Source organism: Apibacter sp. HY039 (assembly GCF_004023655.1).
Taxonomy (GTDB): Bacteria; Bacteroidota; Bacteroidia; order Flavobacteriales; family Weeksellaceae; genus Apibacter; species Apibacter raozihei.
The window spans coordinates 138,117-158,193 of sequence record NZ_SAYM01000002.1; the positions used below are offsets into that span (position 1 = coordinate 138,117).

The 20,077-nt window shown below is 30.0% G+C and carries 21 protein-coding genes; 15 read left to right on the forward strand and 6 right to left on the reverse strand.

The window, feature by feature from the left end:
• Positions 1-8: 8 nt before the first annotated feature.
• A complete protein-coding gene (locus tag EQ921_RS04665; protein ID WP_128153041.1) occupies positions 9-689 on the forward strand; it encodes an OmpA family protein in 681 nt (226 codons plus the stop codon).
• A 56-nt stretch (positions 690-745) separates the two neighbouring features.
• Here the strand turns inward: EQ921_RS04665 and EQ921_RS04670 are convergent, their stop codons facing one another.
• From EQ921_RS04670 to EQ921_RS04685, 4 genes are all read right to left on the reverse strand, one after another.
• Positions 746-1,087: a hypothetical protein gene (locus EQ921_RS04670; RefSeq protein ID WP_128153042.1), complete on the reverse strand. Its 342-nt coding sequence runs from the start codon at positions 1,085-1,087 to the stop codon at positions 746-748.
• Between the two features lie 99 nt (positions 1,088-1,186).
• Positions 1,187-2,167, reverse strand: a complete 981-nt coding sequence (locus EQ921_RS04675) for a C-type lectin domain-containing protein (RefSeq protein WP_164875582.1) — start codon at positions 2,165-2,167, stop codon at positions 1,187-1,189.
• Between the two features lie 24 nt (positions 2,168-2,191).
• Complete coding sequence (locus EQ921_RS04680) at positions 2,192-3,106, reverse strand: C-type lectin domain-containing protein (protein WP_128330780.1); 915 nt, start codon at positions 3,104-3,106, stop codon at positions 2,192-2,194.
• Positions 3,107-3,109: 3 nt separating this feature from the next.
• Positions 3,110-3,985 carry a C-type lectin domain-containing protein gene (locus tag EQ921_RS04685; protein WP_128153045.1) on the reverse strand — a complete coding sequence of 292 codons (876 nt, stop codon included), beginning with the start codon at positions 3,983-3,985 and terminating at the stop codon, positions 3,110-3,112.
• Positions 3,986-5,232: 1,247 nt separating this feature from the next.
• On the opposite strand from EQ921_RS04685, the gene EQ921_RS04690 reads away from it, so the two are divergent.
• The 6 genes from EQ921_RS04690 (at position 5,233) to EQ921_RS04715 (ending at position 13,490) form a co-directional block, all read left to right on the forward strand.
• Entirely contained in the window at positions 5,233-5,880 is a 648-nt protein-coding gene (locus EQ921_RS04690) for a response regulator transcription factor (RefSeq protein WP_128330781.1), read from the forward strand.
• Between the two features lie 231 nt (positions 5,881-6,111).
• Entirely contained in the window at positions 6,112-6,579 is a 468-nt protein-coding gene (locus tag EQ921_RS04695) for a LexA family transcriptional regulator (RefSeq protein WP_128153047.1), read from the forward strand.
• 1 nt (position 6,580) lies between these two features.
• Complete coding sequence (locus EQ921_RS04700; RefSeq protein ID WP_128330782.1) at positions 6,581-7,843, forward strand: Y-family DNA polymerase; 1,263 nt, start codon at positions 6,581-6,583, stop codon at positions 7,841-7,843.
• A gap of 303 nt (positions 7,844-8,146) precedes the next feature.
• Positions 8,147-10,033, forward strand: a complete 1,887-nt coding sequence (locus EQ921_RS04705) for a tellurite resistance TerB C-terminal domain-containing protein (RefSeq protein ID WP_128330783.1) — start codon at positions 8,147-8,149, stop codon at positions 10,031-10,033.
• On the forward strand, positions 10,030-11,352 hold the full coding sequence (locus EQ921_RS04710) for an ATP-binding protein (protein WP_128153050.1): 1,323 nt from the start codon (positions 10,030-10,032) through the stop codon (positions 11,350-11,352). The genes EQ921_RS04705 and EQ921_RS04710 overlap by 4 nt, the downstream gene beginning before the upstream one ends.
• Positions 11,352-13,490, forward strand: coding sequence for a DEAD/DEAH box helicase (locus tag EQ921_RS04715; RefSeq protein ID WP_128330784.1), 2,139 nt, complete (start codon positions 11,352-11,354; stop codon positions 13,488-13,490). The genes EQ921_RS04710 and EQ921_RS04715 overlap by 1 nt, the downstream gene beginning before the upstream one ends.
• A gap of 215 nt (positions 13,491-13,705) precedes the next feature.
• On the opposite strand, the gene EQ921_RS04720 is transcribed toward EQ921_RS04715, so the two are convergent.
• On the reverse strand, positions 13,706-14,158 hold the full coding sequence (locus EQ921_RS04720) for a hypothetical protein (RefSeq protein WP_128330785.1): 453 nt from the start codon (positions 14,156-14,158) through the stop codon (positions 13,706-13,708).
• A gap of 361 nt (positions 14,159-14,519) precedes the next feature.
• Here EQ921_RS04720 and EQ921_RS04725 point away from each other — a divergent pair, with 361 nt between their 5' ends.
• The 7 genes from EQ921_RS04725 (at position 14,520) to EQ921_RS04755 (ending at position 19,214) form a co-directional block, all read left to right on the forward strand.
• Positions 14,520-15,365, forward strand: coding sequence for a hypothetical protein (locus EQ921_RS04725; RefSeq protein WP_128330786.1), 846 nt, complete (start codon positions 14,520-14,522; stop codon positions 15,363-15,365).
• A complete protein-coding gene (locus EQ921_RS04730; protein ID WP_128330787.1) occupies positions 15,358-16,701 on the forward strand; it encodes a PAAR-like protein in 1,344 nt (447 codons plus the stop codon). The genes EQ921_RS04725 and EQ921_RS04730 overlap by 8 nt, the downstream gene beginning before the upstream one ends.
• 10 nt (positions 16,702-16,711) lie before the next feature.
• A complete protein-coding gene (locus tag EQ921_RS04735; protein ID WP_128330788.1) occupies positions 16,712-17,089 on the forward strand; it encodes a hypothetical protein in 378 nt (125 codons plus the stop codon).
• Positions 17,090-17,101: 12 nt separating this feature from the next.
• The gene (locus EQ921_RS04740; protein ID WP_128330789.1) at positions 17,102-17,491 is read left to right on the forward strand and encodes a hypothetical protein; all 390 of its coding nucleotides are present in this window, start codon (positions 17,102-17,104) and stop codon (positions 17,489-17,491) included.
• A 150-nt stretch (positions 17,492-17,641) separates the two neighbouring features.
• Positions 17,642-17,839: a hypothetical protein gene (locus EQ921_RS04745; RefSeq protein ID WP_128330790.1), complete on the forward strand. Its 198-nt coding sequence runs from the start codon at positions 17,642-17,644 to the stop codon at positions 17,837-17,839.
• 65 nt (positions 17,840-17,904) lie between these two features.
• On the forward strand, positions 17,905-18,426 hold the full coding sequence (locus EQ921_RS04750) for a hypothetical protein (RefSeq protein WP_128330791.1): 522 nt from the start codon (positions 17,905-17,907) through the stop codon (positions 18,424-18,426).
• An 11-nt stretch (positions 18,427-18,437) separates the two neighbouring features.
• Complete coding sequence (locus EQ921_RS04755) at positions 18,438-19,214, forward strand: hypothetical protein (RefSeq protein ID WP_128330792.1); 777 nt, start codon at positions 18,438-18,440, stop codon at positions 19,212-19,214.
• Here EQ921_RS04755 and EQ921_RS04760 read toward each other — a convergent pair.
• Positions 19,185-19,592, reverse strand: coding sequence for a helix-turn-helix domain-containing protein (locus EQ921_RS04760; protein ID WP_128330793.1), 408 nt, complete (start codon positions 19,590-19,592; stop codon positions 19,185-19,187). The genes EQ921_RS04755 and EQ921_RS04760 overlap by 30 nt on opposite strands.
• A gap of 140 nt (positions 19,593-19,732) precedes the next feature.
• Here EQ921_RS04760 and EQ921_RS04765 point away from each other — a divergent pair, with 140 nt between their 5' ends.
• On the forward strand, positions 19,733-20,032 hold the full coding sequence (locus tag EQ921_RS04765; RefSeq protein WP_128330794.1) for a hypothetical protein: 300 nt from the start codon (positions 19,733-19,735) through the stop codon (positions 20,030-20,032).
• The last annotated feature ends 45 nt before the right edge of the window (positions 20,033-20,077 follow it).

Here is a 20,077-nt window from a genome sequence, read left to right on the forward strand (position 1 = left end):
TATAAATTATGAAAACAATCTATACAAAATTAACCCTTATTCTGTTATCTGTAAGCGTATTGCTATCTTGTAATGCTAATAACACTCAAAAAGGAGCTGGTATCGGTGCTGTTGCCGGTGGAGTTTTAGGTGCTGTTATCGGTAATAATGTAGGTAATAAAAACAATGCCGCTTTAGGTGCAGTAATAGGTGCAGCTGTGGGAGGTACTACAGGTGGGCTTATTGGGAACAAAATGGATAAACAGGCACGAGAAATTCAGCAAAGTATTCCCGGAGCCAGTGTTGAACGTGTGGGTGAAGGAATTAAAGTGGTTTTAAATGAAAATGCTATCCGATTTGATTTCGATAAAGCAACTTTAACAACCGCAGCTCAGCAAAATCTTGATAAAATTATCACTGTTTTCAAACAATACCCTGATACTAATATCGGTATTTACGGATATACTGATTCAAAGGGTGCTGATCAATACAATTTAAACCTATCTGAAAAAAGAGCACAAAGTGTAGCTTCATATTTAACAGGACACGGAATCAACGCAAGCCGTTTAACTACTAAAGGTTATGGTAAAGCTGATCCTATAGGAGACAATGCCACTGATGCGGGGAGAGCTTTAAACAGAAGAGTTGAATTTTCCATAACAGCTAACGAAAAAATGGTTCGTGAAGCTCAGGAACAAGCAAATAAATAAAAAACGATACCTATTTATAAATAAAAAAGAACAGATAATTATCTGTTCTTTTTTATTTATAAAAGCTTTTCATCTGTAAAATACTGAATTATAGCTTTCTTCATTAATAATGTTTGCTCATTAGGTTTTAGTGAGGGTAGTTCATCTATTAATTCATAATGTGGCCAATTATCTTTATCATATCCATCGAACCTATAATAACCAAAAGGCTCTAGAAGACGACAAACCGCAATATGAATTAAATTCATTTTTTCATCTTTTTTATACTTTTTATATCCTAATCCAACTTCTTGCAAACCTATTAAAAAGATCATTGTATCTAAATCCGGTTTTTCATCACAGGTAAACTTTTCTTTAAAAAATTCTTCTATCTGTCCCCATATCTGTGCTTCATTCATATTAATTATCTGTATTAAATTTTGCCCAAATTTAAAATAAATTTAATTAAACTACCGGTAAATCACAGGTTAAATTCTTTTTAATATAAACTTATTATTTTACTGATCAAACTCTACCAGAATAAGAGCAAATCTTCTACCGTAATTATTATTACTTACACAATTGAGATCATTCCATTTACTTGCAGCAGAATGATTGCTGGACAATGTATGGACACAACCTTCGGTTGAATTGCTGTTATTGGGTTCTGATGTATTCTGCCAATCTCCAAAGGGCTTGGATTGATTTCCCCACTGGCTTGAGTTTTCTCCGGTAATCCATGTGTATTCTAGATTATTTCCACTATAAGTTACCTTGTTTAACCCTAACCAAATAGGATAGTAAAATCCCTGTAACAAACCAGAACTACCACTTGATGCACTTCCCGCATTGCTTTTAAGCCAGTTCCATTCATCCTGGGTGGTCACTGTTGCCAAATATCCTCCCATTCTTTGTGCAAAAGCAAAGGCCTGAGCCCATGTTACATTTCGTCCGCTACTACCGCCGGTTGGATTTTGCTGATTTACTCCGAATGAACAGTACCAATGTCCGTTTCCGCCTTGTGCTTCTGTCCATTGCGAACAGGTTCGTTTATAAATGGTGCACGTAGATGCTGATGTAGAGTTATAACACGGGTAGCCCGTAACAGTTGCAGGTACTTCAGAAACTTTACCGGAAGGCTCGTACCCAAGGGTATTGAATTTGTTATTTTGAGTATTTTCTACTAAATCATAATGAATTCCATTTCCTAAAACTTCCCATCGTAATCCATTCCAAAAATAATATCCTTTTTGCAAACTGGTTTCGGGATCTGCCGTATGTATTACAGAGCTATTATATACCAATAGTCCTTCAGCCGGTTTAATTACAGTGAGTGTATCATTGACATTTTTCAATTCAACTTTAGGTCCTAAAAAACCTTTGTTTGATGATGATACTTCCAGTATGGCGGAAGGATGTGGATCTTCTACACCAATCCCTACTTGTGAATATAATGACCAAGTGAAAAAAAAGATTAATAATGTACTGTATATTTTCATGTTAAAATGTTTCATTTTATATCTTTAACTATTAAACTCTACGATAAGATGATTAGCATTTGAGAGAGTACAATCTGTTGCTCCCCATGAATTTCCTCCATTATTATTCAGATAAATATATCCACAATTTTTGCTACTTACATCTGAATTTTCAAAATCCAGATTATCAAACTGAGATTCTACGGAACCTGTAGTCCAATTAGTTTTATCAATTTCTCCGGTAATCCAGGAATACCTGAATTTAACTGCAGAATCAGAACTGCCATCATTATTAAGAAATCCTCTTCGATTATATCCTAACCAAAAGTTATTTGATGTTAAATCACTTGTATTTGACTTTATATTGTTTAAATGTATAAAATCCCATTCTCTATCAGAAGTAATGGTGGGTAAGTATCCACTCAAGGCCTTAGCTATATTGAATGATTGCGCCCAATCAGCCGACGTATCAAGAGTATATACACAATATGAATGATTGTTGCCTCCTTCTTCAGGAATCCATTTTGCACATATATCTTTAGTTGCAGTAATACCATTTACAGATAATACAGCGGGCGACGTTTCACCGGTACCTAAGGGATCATAACCTAAAACATTAGTTTCAAACACATCTGAAACAGTGATATCTCTTTGTAAAATGCCCATACCTTTCCATGAGCTACCTGACCAGAAGTAATATCCTGCATAAAGCTCAATTCCCTGATTTTCGTTGACATTATAAATCATTAACCCCTCAGGAACAGTACCTGATATAAAGGAAGTATCTGTTAAAGATGTTAGAGCTAGCTGTGGTAATAATAAACCTTTATCGGTAGTTTGTATTTCCAGCATCGCGGAACCATCTGGTTCTTCCATGGTTTCGAGCGAATAAATGACAAGTTGCGAATTAACATAGTTATAAAAGGTGCATATAAAAAAGAAAACAATATATTTATTCATATTTTAATTTAAAAGTTCTACAATTAAATAAGTGGTATTAGCTGCAGTATTACAGTCTCTTGTTTGCCAGTATTTATTGGTACTGTTACCACTTATATATGAGCAATCTCCGGAAAAAGATTCTGAAGGTGCAAAATTAGTTTCTATGGGAGCTCCGGTATTGGTAGTCTGCGACCAACCAATTTTACTACGTTCTCCTGTTATCCATATATACTGGTTATTCCAAACAGTTCCGGGATATTGAGCCCTGCTGTAACCTATCCAAATGTCACTTGTGTTTGTTGTTACCAAGTTTGTTTTCAAGTAATTCCACTCTTCACTTGTTGTAATAACAGGCAAAAAACCTCCGGCTGTTTTTGCAAGGTTAAATGCTTCCTCAAAGTCAATTTCACGATTTATCTTATATCCACAATATGAATGAGAAGCAAATCCTGTATTGGTACTATTTTTTACACATTCCATTTTTGTGGCCTGAATATTGCTATACTCAATAACATCCGGAGATTTGTTTCCATCTCCGTATGGATAATATCCTAGTACGGCTACTCTGATACCGTCAACATAATACTTGGTGTATGTTTTTTTTTCTGTCATGGTTCGCCATTGCATTCCATTCCAGAAATAATAACCAGGAGTTAAGTCCGATACAGTTTCAGTGTTATAGATAATCAAGCCTTTTTTAGGGTTATTAATAGGTTCAGACAAGCTCGAATCTACTAATTTTACTTTGGGTCCTAAAAAACCTAAATTTTTCTTTTCCCCACTCGAGACTTCCAACATGGAAGCCGAACTGGGTGAGTCTGTTCCTATTCCAACCTGCGCATAGAGAGAGGGCATAACAAGGCTATTAAACAAGCCTATCGTTATAAGTTGTTTCATATTATATATAATTAATTAATTAATTTATTCTTATCTTATCAGATTACCGCATTGACTTTGATATTCAGATTTGAATATCCATTGTATCTGAAAGTATTTTATTACGAATAATAAGTTGCCAGTTTTTTATTAAAATATCAAAAATCGAAGTACAAATTTATTATTTTTTTCAAAATAACCACTTTTAAACCAACTTATTAACAATATTAACAAATATTTAGATTTAAATTCTCATATTATAAATAGTGAAATTTATTTTAATATGTAATTGATATGATTTTAAACGCTAATGGTTATCATAAATATATTTATATCTTATTTTTAAGATTAAAAATCATAATAAGTGTATTTTATTTTTACATATTAGATAATTAACAATATAATTATACATATAAAGACTAAATTGACAGGAATAAGGATTGAAAAAGAACAAATTCAATGAATAGGTTTTTTAATTTACTTAACTCTTAGTATAATTTAACTTTAATAAACTGATTATCTGCTTAAAACTTATTTAAAATCAATAGGATCGTTTATATCTTAGTTTATTATATTCTAAAAACTGTTTAATTTTTGTGTGTAAATGAAACTCTATGTTTTTGAGTTGATTTAATTTATCCGCTACTTTTAATAAAAATAAATATCAGTGTATGAAATAATTAATTTTAAATACTAACACACAAAATGTAATTGTATGGTACATTTGATATTTTATATATATTCAAAATAAAATAAATCCAAAAAGCGATAGTTAAATTGAAGGAACTACTGAAAGACTTAATTTATGCATTGAATATCGTGCATAAAAATAGCTTCAGACTAGCAATGTTAGTATTGTTGGTCATTCTTTTAAAATAATTAAAACAGAATACAACTTTGAACATGATATTATTAATATTTCAAGGCCCCCAAACATAAATTTATACTAAGGCAAAAAACGTTTGATCAAAGATCAAATACATATTACTTGCACGATAAACTCTTTCATCAAGAGGTTATTTATATATATACCCATTTTATTGCTTTTTATTTATTTATCCAATAAGTGATTATCTATTTTTTATTAACTCAGGTTTCAGGTATTTGATTTCTATAAAATTACCTATACTGATAGTTTTATTTCATATTTAATATAGATAAAAGAAAAAAAAGAACAATATTAATTATATACTAATGAAATGATAAATATTCAAAATAATAATCTTAATTTTGTAAAGAATATAAAACTATAGCACTAAAAAATTATTATGTACAAAAAAATTATAATCACAGGTGATTTTGGCAGTTACAATACACCTATTCTCAAAATGATTGAGGAATTAGGTTCTACTACTGCTGAACAAGTTTTCACTCCAAAAGACGCTATTTCAAATATTAGAAATGCTTCTTTAAAGAATTCCAACTACGAACTACTAATTACTGATTTATCTGCTTCTGAATCATCTGAACATCTTATCTGTGAAAAAAAAGAATTTATCCATCAGGTCAAAAAAGAATTTCCGGATATAAAAATTATTGTTTTCTCAGTTGAAAGTGACATTTATAAAATTCAGTCATTATTTGAAACTCATGACATTGATGGATTCGTAACTAAAGGGCCTAAAGATATTGATGATTTAAAAGAGATAATTACCGAAATTTATAAAGGAGGGAAGCATATTTCATATAAAAATACCAATTTTTATGAATTTACAAATCAGGACATTGAAATAGCAAGCTTATTGGCTAAGGGAATGACTATTGAAGAAATATCTGCGTATTTAAAAAAAAATGAGATAAATCCCAATAGTGAAAGTTATATAAATAAAAGACTCATGATACTCAGACAGCAGACAGGCGCGAGCAACACTACCCATTTACTTTTTATTCTTGCTAATTGGGGGCTTATTGAATGATAACTGAATCTGCTTTATTTTAATAAAAAAATGACACTTTTTAAAGTATTTATTTCTATTAAAAAATTAAAAAAATAAAGTACATTACCATACCAATGGCTAAAAAAGAATTATTAATAATATAAAATACAAGATTATTTATTTTTAAAAATACCTTGAAAATTAACGATAAATTAAATTATTCGCATTTTTTTGCTTATTTTTTTAATCATTTATTAATAAATTTGTATTGTGAAATCAGGCTCAATACATAAAAACAAAACACTTGAAATATTTTCTTTTGAAATCACTCATAAAAAACAAATTTCTTTTGTGGATGATGGGGTTAAGGCAGGATTTCCTTCTCCTGCCTCAGATTTCCCTATGCAGAAAATAGATTTAAATGAAGAACTTGTACGAGATCCGGAAACTACTTTCTTAGCTCGTGTAAATGGAGACTCTATGAAGGACCTGCGTATATTCGACGGAGATTTGATTATTGTAGATAAGGCTTTGGAGCCTCAAAACGGCAATATAGCAGTTTGTTTCATTGATGGAGACTTCACATTGAAACGGTTAAAAATAGTAAAAGAAAAAGGGCTTATAAGAGAAATTATATTGCTTCCGGAAAACAAAGAGTATAAGCCTATTTATGTTACTCCTGAAAATGACTTTATTATCTGGGGAATTTTAACTTATAATATTATCAAGTTTATATAAAATGTATGCTCTTGTTGACTGTAATAATTTTTACGCCTCATGTGAAAGGGTTTTTAATCCTTCACTCAGAAATGTTCCCATATGTATATTAAGTAATAATGACGGATGTGTTATTTCCCGATCTGATGAAGCTAAAAAGTTAGGAATCCCCATGGGCGTTCCTGCATTCCAGGTAGATAAACTTTTTAAAAACCATCAGGTAAAAATATTTTCTGCCAATTTCATTCTGTATGGAGATTTAAGCCACAGGGTTATGAATATTGTAAAACGCTACAGTTCTCAGGTAGAAATTTATTCTATAGATGAGGCATTTCTTAATTTAAAAGGACTGAAAAATATAAATCTGGAAGAACATTGTTTATCCATGCGTAATTATATTTTTAAGGGAGTAGGTATCCCCGTTTCCATAGGTATTGCTCCTACTCAAACATTAGCAAAGGCAGCCAACTTAATCGCTAAAAAATATTCCGTTCAAACAAAATCTGTTTATCTTATGGATACTCCCGAGAAAATAGAAAAAGCGCTTAAATGGCTCAACATCGAAGATATCTGGGGAATTGGAAGACGGCTCAATAAACGCTTTTCAACCATGGGTATAAGAAAAGCCTGGGACCTAGTTAATATGCCAGATACATTTATCCGGAAAGAAATGGGAATTATAGGAATAAGGATGATTAATGAATTGAAAGGCATACCTCAACTAGAACTGAGTCCTCCCTCAAAAAAGAAAACTATTGCAACGACCAGAACCTTTGATATTATGACGGAAGATTTAGCTCCTTTAAAAGAAAGAGTTACTACTTTTGCAGTAAAGTGTTCGGAACGTTTAAGAAAGCAACAATCCTGCTGTAATTATATTACAGTTTTTCTACATACTAATTTTTTCAGGGGTGACCATACTCAATACCATCCTTCATATACCATTACTTTACCCAACCCTCACAATAGTGCCATAGAACTTAGCAAGTATGCACAAAAGGCCTTGGATGCTATTTATAAAAAAGGATATTTGTATAAAAAAGCAGGAGTTATAGTTTCCGGCTTAATTCCGGAACAAACCAGACAAATCAGTCTTTTTGATGAAGATAACTATATGAAACACGCTCCCTTGATGGAGACTATTGATAAAATTAATAAAAAACTCCATTGCGATAAAATAAAATTAGCATCTCAGGATATTAAAAGAACCTGGAAAATGAAACAGAATTTATTATCTCAGCATTATTCTACCAATATCAACCAAATTATCCGGGTAAAAATATAATTTTCATTTTAGACACAGGAAATTTGTTTTACGATTCATGATTAAATATAAGAATTACTTTTTTTTCCTAAAAAATTATTTCATGCCAATCAACGATTCGACAATTTTATTATTTCTCTCCCTAAACAAATATTTATTTGGAGTAAAAAAACATTTCAGAAGGTAATTTTTAATCCATTACCTATCTAATTAATCAATAACCTACTATGTCTTAGCTCATATTAAATAATAAATAAAAAATGAATTGTAAGAATAAAAATAAACAAAAATTAATATCTTTGAATTATTATTTTAAATAAATTCATGATATTCTTAATTATTCTATTCATAATAGTTATAATTGTTCTTTTTAAAAATAATGCATCTACAACTAAAAAAGCCTCTTCGGATAAGTTAGTTCGGCGATCAGTAAATTCAGTAGAAAATATTTCTAATGAAGGACATTCTATAAACTGGCAAAAAAAAATTTTCACTCATGGGGAAATATTAACCCCTAGAGCTAATGTTCCTATTTGGGGTAATAGATACATAAACTCTTATGTTGACTTAGAGAGTGCTACTACAGAACAAAAAGACTTTTATCTGCTATTTAAAGAAAGCTTTCTCTATGGAGATTATTATAATTTATATGGAAATTGGAATTACGCTTTCATTTTATTATTTGATTTATTAAATGAGTATGAAATTCATAAAAATATACAGGTTTTAGAAAATCAATTGAATTTGTTAGGCTTTTATTACAGTAAAACCAAATCTTATTGTGTTTCATTTTTAATCAAAAAACTTGAAATTATTGGTGATAATGCAAAGATTAATGAACTCATTAATGAATATCCTTCCGACTATTATAGTTATGAAAATGAAAATCCGAGCAGTATATACGGCAAAAAACTTAAGTTAAATGCTAAAGAAACTGAACTATTAGACCAGCTATGTATTTCTAAAAATACTTTCACTGAAATAGAAATGTGTTTGGAAGAGACTCTCAAACTTTATTTATTATTATTTAAAAATTTAAATGATACCAGCTTTGAGGGTGGAAAAAATATTGGACAGATATTGGCTGAAATCTCAGATCTTTATATTAAAAAACATTACAAGTATAAAACTGATAGTCATAATTATAATTATGCTTTTGAAGATACAATCAAATATTTTCATCAAGCTATATTTAAAATCTGTGAAAATACCGTACGTGAATCTTATGGACATAAAAGAAAATTAAATGAGGATTTTTTACTGCATGTTCCTGAAGTAAATAGTCTTTACCAGAATAAAATAGCCCCCTTTATTACGGATACGTTGTCCAGGCTAATTCCAACAATTCTTCCTCCTGATGATGATACAGAAACAATGCTGTACACATTGAATACAACCCGTTGGAAAACAAAGTTTAATGAAATTACTGAAGGTTTTAACGGCAAACCTGAAGAATTTTCAAAAGCAATCATACGCTTAGGAAAACATAATGAAAATAATCCCTCGGTTGAAAATATTTTTTTTGATTCTTCTAAGTTTATAGCTAAATATGATAAAGAAACTGCCTTAACACTATATATCCATTACTTATATTATGATTTAAAATCTTCGACTTTTAATAATAAACCTTTAACAAAAACGATTCAAAAAAGTTTATTTAAAAACAATGAGCAACTTCATGAATTTGAAATAATTATAGATGACTTTATTAAAACCCGAGATTTAAAAAGCACATTACAGAAAATCCCATCCATCTATATATCAAAACGAAAAAGAATTCATCTCAATAAAGAGATTATAAAAGAAGTCCAGGAACAACATTCAGAAACTGTTGAACTACTCAATGAATATTTACAGGATGAATATGAAAGTGAAGATTTATCTATAAAATCGCAAGATATAAATAATGAGGAAATCAAAATTGAAATTACATCTAAAAAGCCAGTTGATTTCACAAAGTCCAATTATGTAAACGAAATAAATTTAACATCTAACCAGATAGATGTTTTAAACTTTTTTTCGAAAAGTAACCTGTGTATTTCCTTCGAAGATTTTGAAGCTTATGCAAAAGAAAAAAACTTTTTAAAAAATCATGTAATAGATAGTATCAATGAAATTTATTACGATACTTTAGATGATATTTTAATTGAAGAAGAAGAAGAATTTTACACAATTTTAGAAAACTACTATCAAAAAATAACACTCTCATGATAAATATTAAGCCTAAAGAAGCCACAGCTATTATTAATTCACTAATCAGCGGAGTTGTACCTAAAATAGGAGTGCAACATATAACTGTTGGAAGATCCGAAGAAATTACTGCTTTTGTTTCCGCCTTGGAAGATGTTAAGAACGGACAAAGCCTGGTTAAATTTTGGATAGGTGATTTTGGTTCGGGAAAATCATTTATGCTACATCTACTAAATACGGTAGCTCTTAAACAAAAATTTGTAGTTGCTAATGCGGATTTTACTCCTGAAAACCGTTTATATTCCAATGATGGAAAAGCTGTATCTTTATATAAATCCATCATGGATAATATTGCTATACAAACTAAACCGGAAGGGGGTGCGTTGGCTATTTTAATGGAAAAATGGATTGAACAGATCATTATAAAAACAGCTCAGGAAAACCTCATTCCAACGTTGGAAATACGAAATGAGAAGTACCTTGATTTAATCAGTACCAATATAATGAAAACCATCAATGAAATCACCGAAACTGGAGGTTTTGATTTTGGAACGGTGATCATAAGATATTATGAAGGCTACATTAAAGACGATGAACAGCTTAGAAGAAATGCCCTGAAATGGCTGAAAGGTGAATACAGCACAAAAACAGAAGCCCGTCAGGATCTTGGCATTCGTGAAATAATTAACGATCAGAATTACTACGATATGCTCAAAAATTTCTGTAAGTTGTTTGTAAGCATGGGATATAGTGGATTTATGATTAATCTTGATGAGGCTATAAATCTGTATAAAATATCTACCTCTGCCATGAGGGAAAAGAACTATGAAAAAATATTGGCTATTTATAATGATTGTTTCCAAGGTAAAATATCTCATCTATTCTTTAATTATGCGGGGACAAAAGACTTTTTAGAAAATGAACGCAGGGGATTATTCAGCTATCATGCTTTAAAATCAAGATTGGAAACCAATAAGTTTGAGACACTGGAAATAAGAGATTTTGCACAGCCAGTTATTCGGCTTATGCCACTGAACCACAATGAAATTTTTGTTTTATTAAAAAAGTTAAAAGAAATTTTTAATTTTAATTACAAGATTGTTGTCGATATTTCAAATGAAGACATACTCGCTTTCATGGAAGAAATATTCAATAAACCAGGCGCATCAGAGTTCTTAACACCTAGAGAAGTCATTCGGGATTTCCTAAATATTTTGAATATCATCCGACAAAATCCGATGGTAGATAAAACCCAGTTATTTGGAGAAATTGAAATTACTGACGAACGTCCGGATGAAGATAGTTTATTAGACAAACTTGAGGGTATAGAAGAGCTATAATGTCTTTTGAATTACTTTCAGAACCTATCAGAAAATATATCAGAGATAAAAGATGGGAAGAGTTAAGACCTATTCAGGCAGCAGCAATTGCTCGTATATTAACGACTGATAATAATTATATACTTGCATCTAAAACTGCCTCCGGCAAAACGGAGGCTGCCTTTCTTCCTATTCTATCTACTGTTAATTTTAATGAATCAGGTGTTCAGGTTTTATACATCTCGCCTTTGATAGCTTTAATCAACGATCAGTTTTTACGTATTGAAGAACTTTGTAAATATTTAGAAGTTCCGGTTGTCAAGTGGCATGGAGAAGCAAATAAAAGTCAAAAAAATAAACTCCTTATTGATCCTAAAGGAATAGTTTTGATTACGCCTGAATCATTAGAAGCCATGTTCGTAAATAATTCATATCATGTCAGGCATTTGTTTTCCAGTTTAAAATTTATGGTCATTGATGAAATTCATTCTTTCATTGGTACTGATCGTGGAATACAACTGATGTCTATTATTTCCCGGTTAAACGACAATAGCAGTTCTCCCTCTCGCATCATTGGACTTTCTGCAACTATCGGAGATTTTGAGGAAGCTAAAAAATTTACCGGTCGCTATGAAGAAACAAAAGTTCTTTTAGACAAAACCACTAACAAGGTTCAATGTTATTTTAAATACTTTACGAGTGATAAGTCGGAACTTCCTTTAGATATATTAAAAGATATTTATTTGGAAACTCTAAATAATAATGTTTTAATTTTTCCCAACAGTAGAGGAAAGGTGGAAGAAATAGCCGTTAAACTAAAAAAAATTTCAGAACGTGTAGGTAAATACCAAAATTATTTTTCACATCATTCTTCGATTGACAAAGATGTTCGTGAATACATAGAGTTTTTTGCCAAAAATAATAAACGTGAAAATTTTACTATTGCATGTACTTCAACTCTGGAACTGGGAATAGACATTGGTTCTGTAGATAAAGTGATTCAAATAGATGCAACACACAGCATAGCCTCATTAATACAGCGTATAGGAAGAAGCGGAAGAAAGAAAGATGCCTCAAGTAAGCTTATACTTTACTCCACTAATTCGTGGAGTTTATTACAATCAACAGCTACCTGGCTTTTATACATGGATGGATTTCTGGAACCTCCTTTATCTGTAAAAAAACCGTACGATATATTAATTCATCAGATACTGTCTATAGTTAAAGAAGGTACAGGTATAAATATAAATAACCTCATAAAAAAAATTGAAAAAAACTCTGCTTTCATAAACATATCTGTGGAAGAAATTAAAGAGCTTATATCTTATTCTATAGAGAATGAAATAATAGAAAAAATAGGCAGTGAAATTATTATGGGTATAGAGGGTGAAAAAATTGTAAATAACCGTAATTTTTATAGCGTTTTTAAAACTGAAAATAATTTTAAAGTCATTAATTCAGGAAACACGATAGGAGAATTACCATTTTCACCACAAATACAAGTCGAGGAGAATATTTTCCTGGCTGCACGTGTATGGAAAATAAAAACTATTGATTTTAAATCTCACCGAATCGAAGTCTGTCCAGCTGCTGATGGTAAAAAGCCAAAATTTTTTGGAACCAGTGGAGAAGTACATTCTAAAATACGAAAAAAAATGTTGGAAATCCTTACTTCTGATGAGAATTATGAATTTCTAGATATTGCCAGCTATGAAGAATTGGAACTATTAAGGAAAAAGTTTAAAATTTTCAACCTGAATCCGAATACTGAAGACAGACCAGTATCCATTGTGGGTACACAACTGACATGGTATACGTTTGCAGGCTCCAGAATTAACAGGACACTCGAATTATTATTTGAAATAGCGGGCATACCATACTCAATGGACGAACAAGAAAGTACCTTTCAACTTCAGACAACAGATTTAAAATGGAATAATTTAACACATATACTCTTTAATTCTATGGAAAATATTGATCAACAGCTCCTATGTTTTTTGGAAAAATATCCTTCTATCATTGAGTTTTCTAAATGGAGCTTTTTACTTCCTAAAAAGTACCAGATTTACATTTTAAAACAAAAATATTACGATTTTGAAAGTACTGCAAACTATTTAAAATCTATAAAACTAGTGGTATCTCACAATCAGTCCTACTAATGTTTGATGTTAAAGCTTTGGATTTATATCGAAAAAACAGAAATAAATATTTATACAACGGGCAGAAAAAGTTAGAATATCGTTTTAACATTACAATATTGTGCTCACGACCGGATCAGATTATCTGGCCATGAACTGAACATGATGTAACGGTGCACTATCAATTATAAAAAAAAGCAAGAAATAAGTATAGATATTTTGTTTCAAATTATTTTTTATTTAATTTTTCTTAATGTCATTATTTGTTCTCCCTCTTCCTCAAATTCAGTTTTTTCATTTTTATCTAAACTAACTTTTAGGAGTATATTATTATCATCAATGAATTTTAAATAACCAAATAAAATCTTATCTTTTACCTCCTCACCTATACTAGGAATTACATAAAGTTCTATGGGAGTTATCTCAAAATTAATCTCATACTTTAAACCACCTTTCTTTTTATCATTCACTCCCCCTTTTATTATAAAATTTTCCCCATCCACCATTTCACCGTCAATAGTCAGTGACAAATAACTATCTTCTGAAAAAGCCATCATACTTTTACTCCCCCAATAATCTTCTGCCATCCAATTACCTATTATATCAAAACTGGAATTTTGAGAATAGATACCATTAAATATAAAAAAAGTAAGAATAACTATAATTCTATTGCAGATTTTGTTTTTCATACTAAAGTGGTTACAATAATTGATAAAAGTACAAAAATATCTGCTGTTATACTTATTTTCGAACGATTAGCTGTATCTAAATAGCTACTATCACTTACTACCTACAGCATAAAAAAAGCACTCATCCTGTAGGTTAGCATATACCTAGATTTTGTTATGAAGAATCAATGATTTATAAACTCAAAAAATAATTAATAGTACCCTCTAATATTTAATTTAATATCCCATTTTAAAACACATTAGTATTAAATATTGTATTTTATAAGAATTAAAATGTAAAAATTATACTATTTTAATTTTTATTATCCAATAAATATTTATCTTTATCCCTTATTTTTTATTATAATTTATATAATTAGTTATGCGATTTTCCACCCAACAAGAAGATTATATTTATAATCGTGCTCCTTGTTATGATTATGAAGTAAGAGGAAGTTCTGAATATACACTCGGAGAAAACTACACCGAAAACAATTTTAGCTCTTTGGTTTATTTCAAAGAAAAAGAAAACAAGCAAATTGATTTTAAAACTACACATTTCTTCCAAACCTCTAAAGGATTAGTTTATCAGTTAGCACAAGATTTTTCCTCCGTTACCTCTGAATTGCTATTACAACTCAATGGTAAAGGACAAGTAACCCAAATTTGTAATTTAGAGCAAATACAGCAAATATATCAGGAACAAAAACCCATTCTCTTAGAGAAATACAACAATATCCCTGACTTTGAAACTGTTGTCAAGAATTACGAAACCAATATACAGAAAGAAGAAAAACTTAGAAACTCTTTGTTTTACTATGGAATCTACCGCATCTTTTTTGCAGGGATAAAAGAATTGGTTCAAAGACATTATCCTAATAGGCAGGTTGCCCGAACCCGAAAATATAACAACTATATTTTTACAGTTGATTTACCTGTTGTGGAAACCATCACCATAGATAAGCACAACGAAGGTTATAGAGTCACTCTTAAAGGAAAAATAGATTTAGAACAGCTTGATGAAAAGCAGTTTTTAGATGCCTGTCGTACCTTGTATGGAAAAGATATTTTACTTTCCAATATACTCTTTGAAACCAAAGAAACCTATGAACTAGACCTTAAATTAAATTATCATAAAGGTTCTTACTCCCATCATTTTGAAATCAAAGGGAAAGAAGTAAAAACAGACTATATAGAATACAAACTTAAAAAACACAGTTTTGTCTGATATTGATAAAAAATATGTGCCGGAAGGAGTGTATCTGGTTTGTGACAAAGGGCAAATCGTAAGTCAGTTGTTAGCTAATCCCAGCCGGAATGTTTTTATTTATGGAGCAAAAAAATGTACGGAAGCAGATAATAAATTTGAGCAAAATATTTTACCCTTTGGAAACTGTAAAACCTGTGGAACTTGTAAATTTGCACAGGTAGAATGGACGAAAACCAAACAAGGAGTAAGAGCAAACGGTTCTTATGCTTTGTTGGAACATTCCGAAGGAATTTGCAAGGAAGGGCAGGGAATTATTAAAATATATTTTGATGAGTATTTAGCAGACCTTGCCAATGAGAATAATAATGAAAGTGCTTTTGTAAAAGAAAGTATATCTTCAGAAATAGTAGGAACTGTTTTAACCTCTCCTTTCGGAAAAGTGATAGATTTGTTTTGTGATGATGATAACAAGTTTACCGAAGGCGTAGGACGAGGATTTAAAAAGGGGATGGAAGGCACATGGAACTTTTTTACAGAGGACATGTGGAAAGCAGACACTTGGAAAGGAATGGGAAAACTTGCCGTTATTGGAGTTGCTTATTCCAGTCCGGTGACAGGGATGTTGATGGGTGATACCACTTTACAATCTTTAGACAATGCTTTTGGTACAGACTTTAAGCAAACCAAAGATGGTTTGGTCGATGGAGTAAAGAAAACCGCAGGAAACGCTTGGGAAGATGTTAAGAGGGGGAATATGGGAGAAGTCGGGGAAAGTTATGGGCAACTTCAATATGCAGTAGTAGAAGCCATAGCAGGAACAAAAGGAGCAGGATTAGCTCTTAAAGGAGCAACCACAGGAGCAAAAGCCTTAATCGGAGCTGAACGGTTAGCACAAGTAGCAGCAACTGCTTCTAACTGGATGAGTAAGCTCAAAGCAGGAGCTTTAGGATTGGTGAAGGTGGGGAGACGAGATTGGATGGGTGGAAAAGGATTTTTTAGTTGGGGTAATGATGCTCGTACTTTAAGAAATAAAGCAAGATTGTTAGAACACCCTTCCCCTCATTATTATGATGTTTTGACACATGGTTATCCCTATATGTTTGAACCAGTAAAGGGAGAATTGATTGATGCCACACAATTGTATACAAGATTAATTAATAACGGATATAAACAAGGAACTCCTATACGATTAATATCTTGTAGTACGGGAAAAGAATTAGATGGTGCAGCACAACAATTAGCTAATTTATCCAAATCTAAAGTAATAGCTCCTACGGATTTAGTAGCTGTTGATGATGCAGGAGTAATAATAGTCAAAGGTAATGGACATTTTAGAATTTTTTATCCTGAATAATAATTGATATATGAAAACAATAGGATTTTTAAAAATACATGATGAATCTTATAAAGGTTCAAAAGATTTAAAAACTATGATAAGTACACCAAGAGCTTATTATAATTTAGATAAAATAATAGAATATTTAGAATCAGGTCATTATTTTGCCGATCCACTTGTATTCTTAGATGATGATGAAGGATTACCTCTACCTGATATAGGTTACCAAACAGATGGAGAATGGATTTGGCCTAATTATTTTCCTTATTATTTGAAAAAATACCCTAATTATGAGATAGATAAAGAGTTTTTAAATTATCTAAATAAAAAGAATTTTATCTATGTAGCGCCTGATAAATCTCAAACAATTAAAGCAAGTGATTATTTTTCTCGTAATATTTGGTAAGTTTAAATATAAATGAAAACAATAGGATTTTTAACATTGCATGACAAAACTTATAACGGTTCAAAAGATTTAAAAGAATTAATTGAAACTCCAAGAGCTTACTCTAAAAGGGAAGAAATAATAAAATATTTAGAATCAGGTTATGATTTTACAGGAGTACCATTAATGCTTCATGATGATGACGATGAGCCCATGTTTGGTTTAGCTTATTTAACAGACGGAGAATGGATTTGGCCTAACTATTTTTCATATTATCTGAAAAAATATCCTAATATGGAGATAGATATCGAATTTATTAAGTACTTAGAAGAAAATAATTTTAGTTTTGAAAAACCAAGTAAAGAAAAAATTAGGGAAATAGATAGTTTTTTTGATAAAGCTATTTGGGGAAATATAATATAAAAATACAAATTGGCTAACATAATAAGTTATGAATTTAGATTTAAAATCTTTCTTTGATTTTACAAAATTACCCACTAAAATATTTGTAGTGATATCTTTTGTATCAGGATTTTTCATTTTTATGATGTTTTGACACATGGTTATCACTATATGTTTGAACCAGTAAAGGGAGAATTGATTGATGCCACACAATTGTATACAAGATTAATTAATAACGGATATAAACAAGGAACTCCTATACGATTAATATCCTGTCATTCGAGTAGTAAATCTACAGGAGGTGCTGCTCGTTTAGCTAAAATATTAGAGGCAAAAGTAGAAACTCCTACTAATCGATTCGAATATTAGAAGACGATACGTTTGAAGTAGCCAAAAAAGGAAAATTGGTAATATTTGAACCTTAAAATTATACAATGAAATACATAGGATTTATAAAAGAGTTTGATGATGTAATCTTTGCTAAAGAATTCAAAGATTGTGTTACTCATATTTACAGAGATAATACAGGAATAATAAAATATTTAGAAAAAGGAACTTATTTTGGTGGGTGGATGGAAGCTGTAACAGAGGTTGAAAATGATGATATATTTGTATCTAATTTAGAATATTTTACAGATGGAGAGTGGGTTTGGCCAGCTTATTATTCTTATTATCTAAAGAAATATCAGAATTTTTATGTATCTCCTAAGTTTTTAGAACATATTAATAAAAATAAAGAAAAACAGATAAATCTGACAGAAAAAGAATTATTAAATATGGAAAAAATGTTTTTTATAGAATATAAAAAAGAAGAGTTTATAGAGAATGATACTTTATCAAAACAGCTTAAAACTGAATTGGAAACTTATAAAACCTACAAAGGGAAAAACTATACAGAGGAAGAATGGAAAATATTTAAAGAAAGGTTATATCTAGAGTATTTTGAGAAGGAATAAAAAATAAAAAAATGATAAGAGATTTTTATGAATTAAATGCTGAATATCCTATATCCAGAACAATTTTAGGCGAAGAGAGAATAAAGAAAAGTAATACTAAAGCTAAATGGATTTTAGTAGTAATCAGCATTCTTATTTTTCTTTTTTGCTTTATTTTTAATAAACATGAATATGGAATGTTTATTATTTTATTTGCTTCTATTATTTCATTAGTTGTAATTATCTGCGATAATTGCAAGTCTATAGAATATATAAAAACTCAAGTTCTTGAGTATAAACCCAATCTTATATCTTATTTTAAAGGAGTAGATTGGAATAATTATTTAATTGAAGAAAAATGGATTGAAATAATAGAGCAAAAAAAATATTATGAAATATCTACTAATACTTTAAAATATAATTATGCAATAACTAAAATGGAATTATCCGAAAAGCCAAAAATAAATTATTCTAATTTACTAAATATTTTAAATATTATCATATCTCTGGCAATAGTTGCCATTATAACTCCAATTAAAGAGCATTTTAATATAGATTTAAAGGATGTAGAAAATTTTAAATTCTTTATACTTATTTGTGTTTTTACTTTTTTCTTAATATTTTTTATATTTGGTTATTGTCTTATACTCATGAGACAAACATATAGTAGAAAAATGGATAAATATAATGAGTTAAGAAGATACAGCTTTGCTATGTTATCTATTATTCATAAAAGAAAGGAGGAAGTAACAGAAATTAAAAAGCCTAAAAACTCTCTTTTAACTATTCTTAGACAACTTTTCAATTAAAATATCCTTGTCATTTAGCATTTGCTTGTAAAGTTCTTCTTTTTCAGAGTATAACTCAACAATTTTATCAATGGGATTAAAAGTTGGATTGTAATTAATTATTCCATTTACTGTAGAATTATCATTAAAAGTATTTATAAAATTATGAGTAGCTTCATCACTCATGTTCTTAATGGCTTCCACAGGAACTTTCAAAACTTTAGAAACTTTCTCTAATATTTTTTCATCTAATGCTTCTTTCTGCTCATAATCTGATACAGTTGCTTGGCTAACACCTAAATCAAAAGCTAAAGATTCCTGCTTAATTCCAAGCATTTCTCTTAATCTTTTTATATTTCTTCCCTGATGTACTTTCTTAGGTGCTGTATCTGTATTCATAACAAAAGTGTTTTAGCAAAAATAAGAAAAAATCTGATAAAAACAGACCTGTATTTTACTGGTACAAACATATAATATAAAGGACTTATCAATACTATATTGCCTTATCTCCTATTTTCTTTGCAGTAAAATATTGTGTTATGGGAAATAGTAAAGAATTATTTGAAAAAGCAAAAGACTATCTAAGCACATTAGAAAAAATAGGAGAAAACAGATATAAATTTATAGCAGAAATAGAGAGTTATAAACATTTAGGATTTGCTTTACATTCTATATTTAATGTTTGTCAGAGTGCTATTTTAGCGAAAGAAGAAGATATACATGTGCATACTGATTTAGATATTTATAATTTATTGGATTTAGCAAAAAGTTTGATTCCAAAACCAGAATTAGAATTTTTGGATGAAATTAAAGGAGAAATTTTATATAATCCTTCATAATATATAGTATAAATTATTCATATATTTATTTTAAGAAAAAATAAA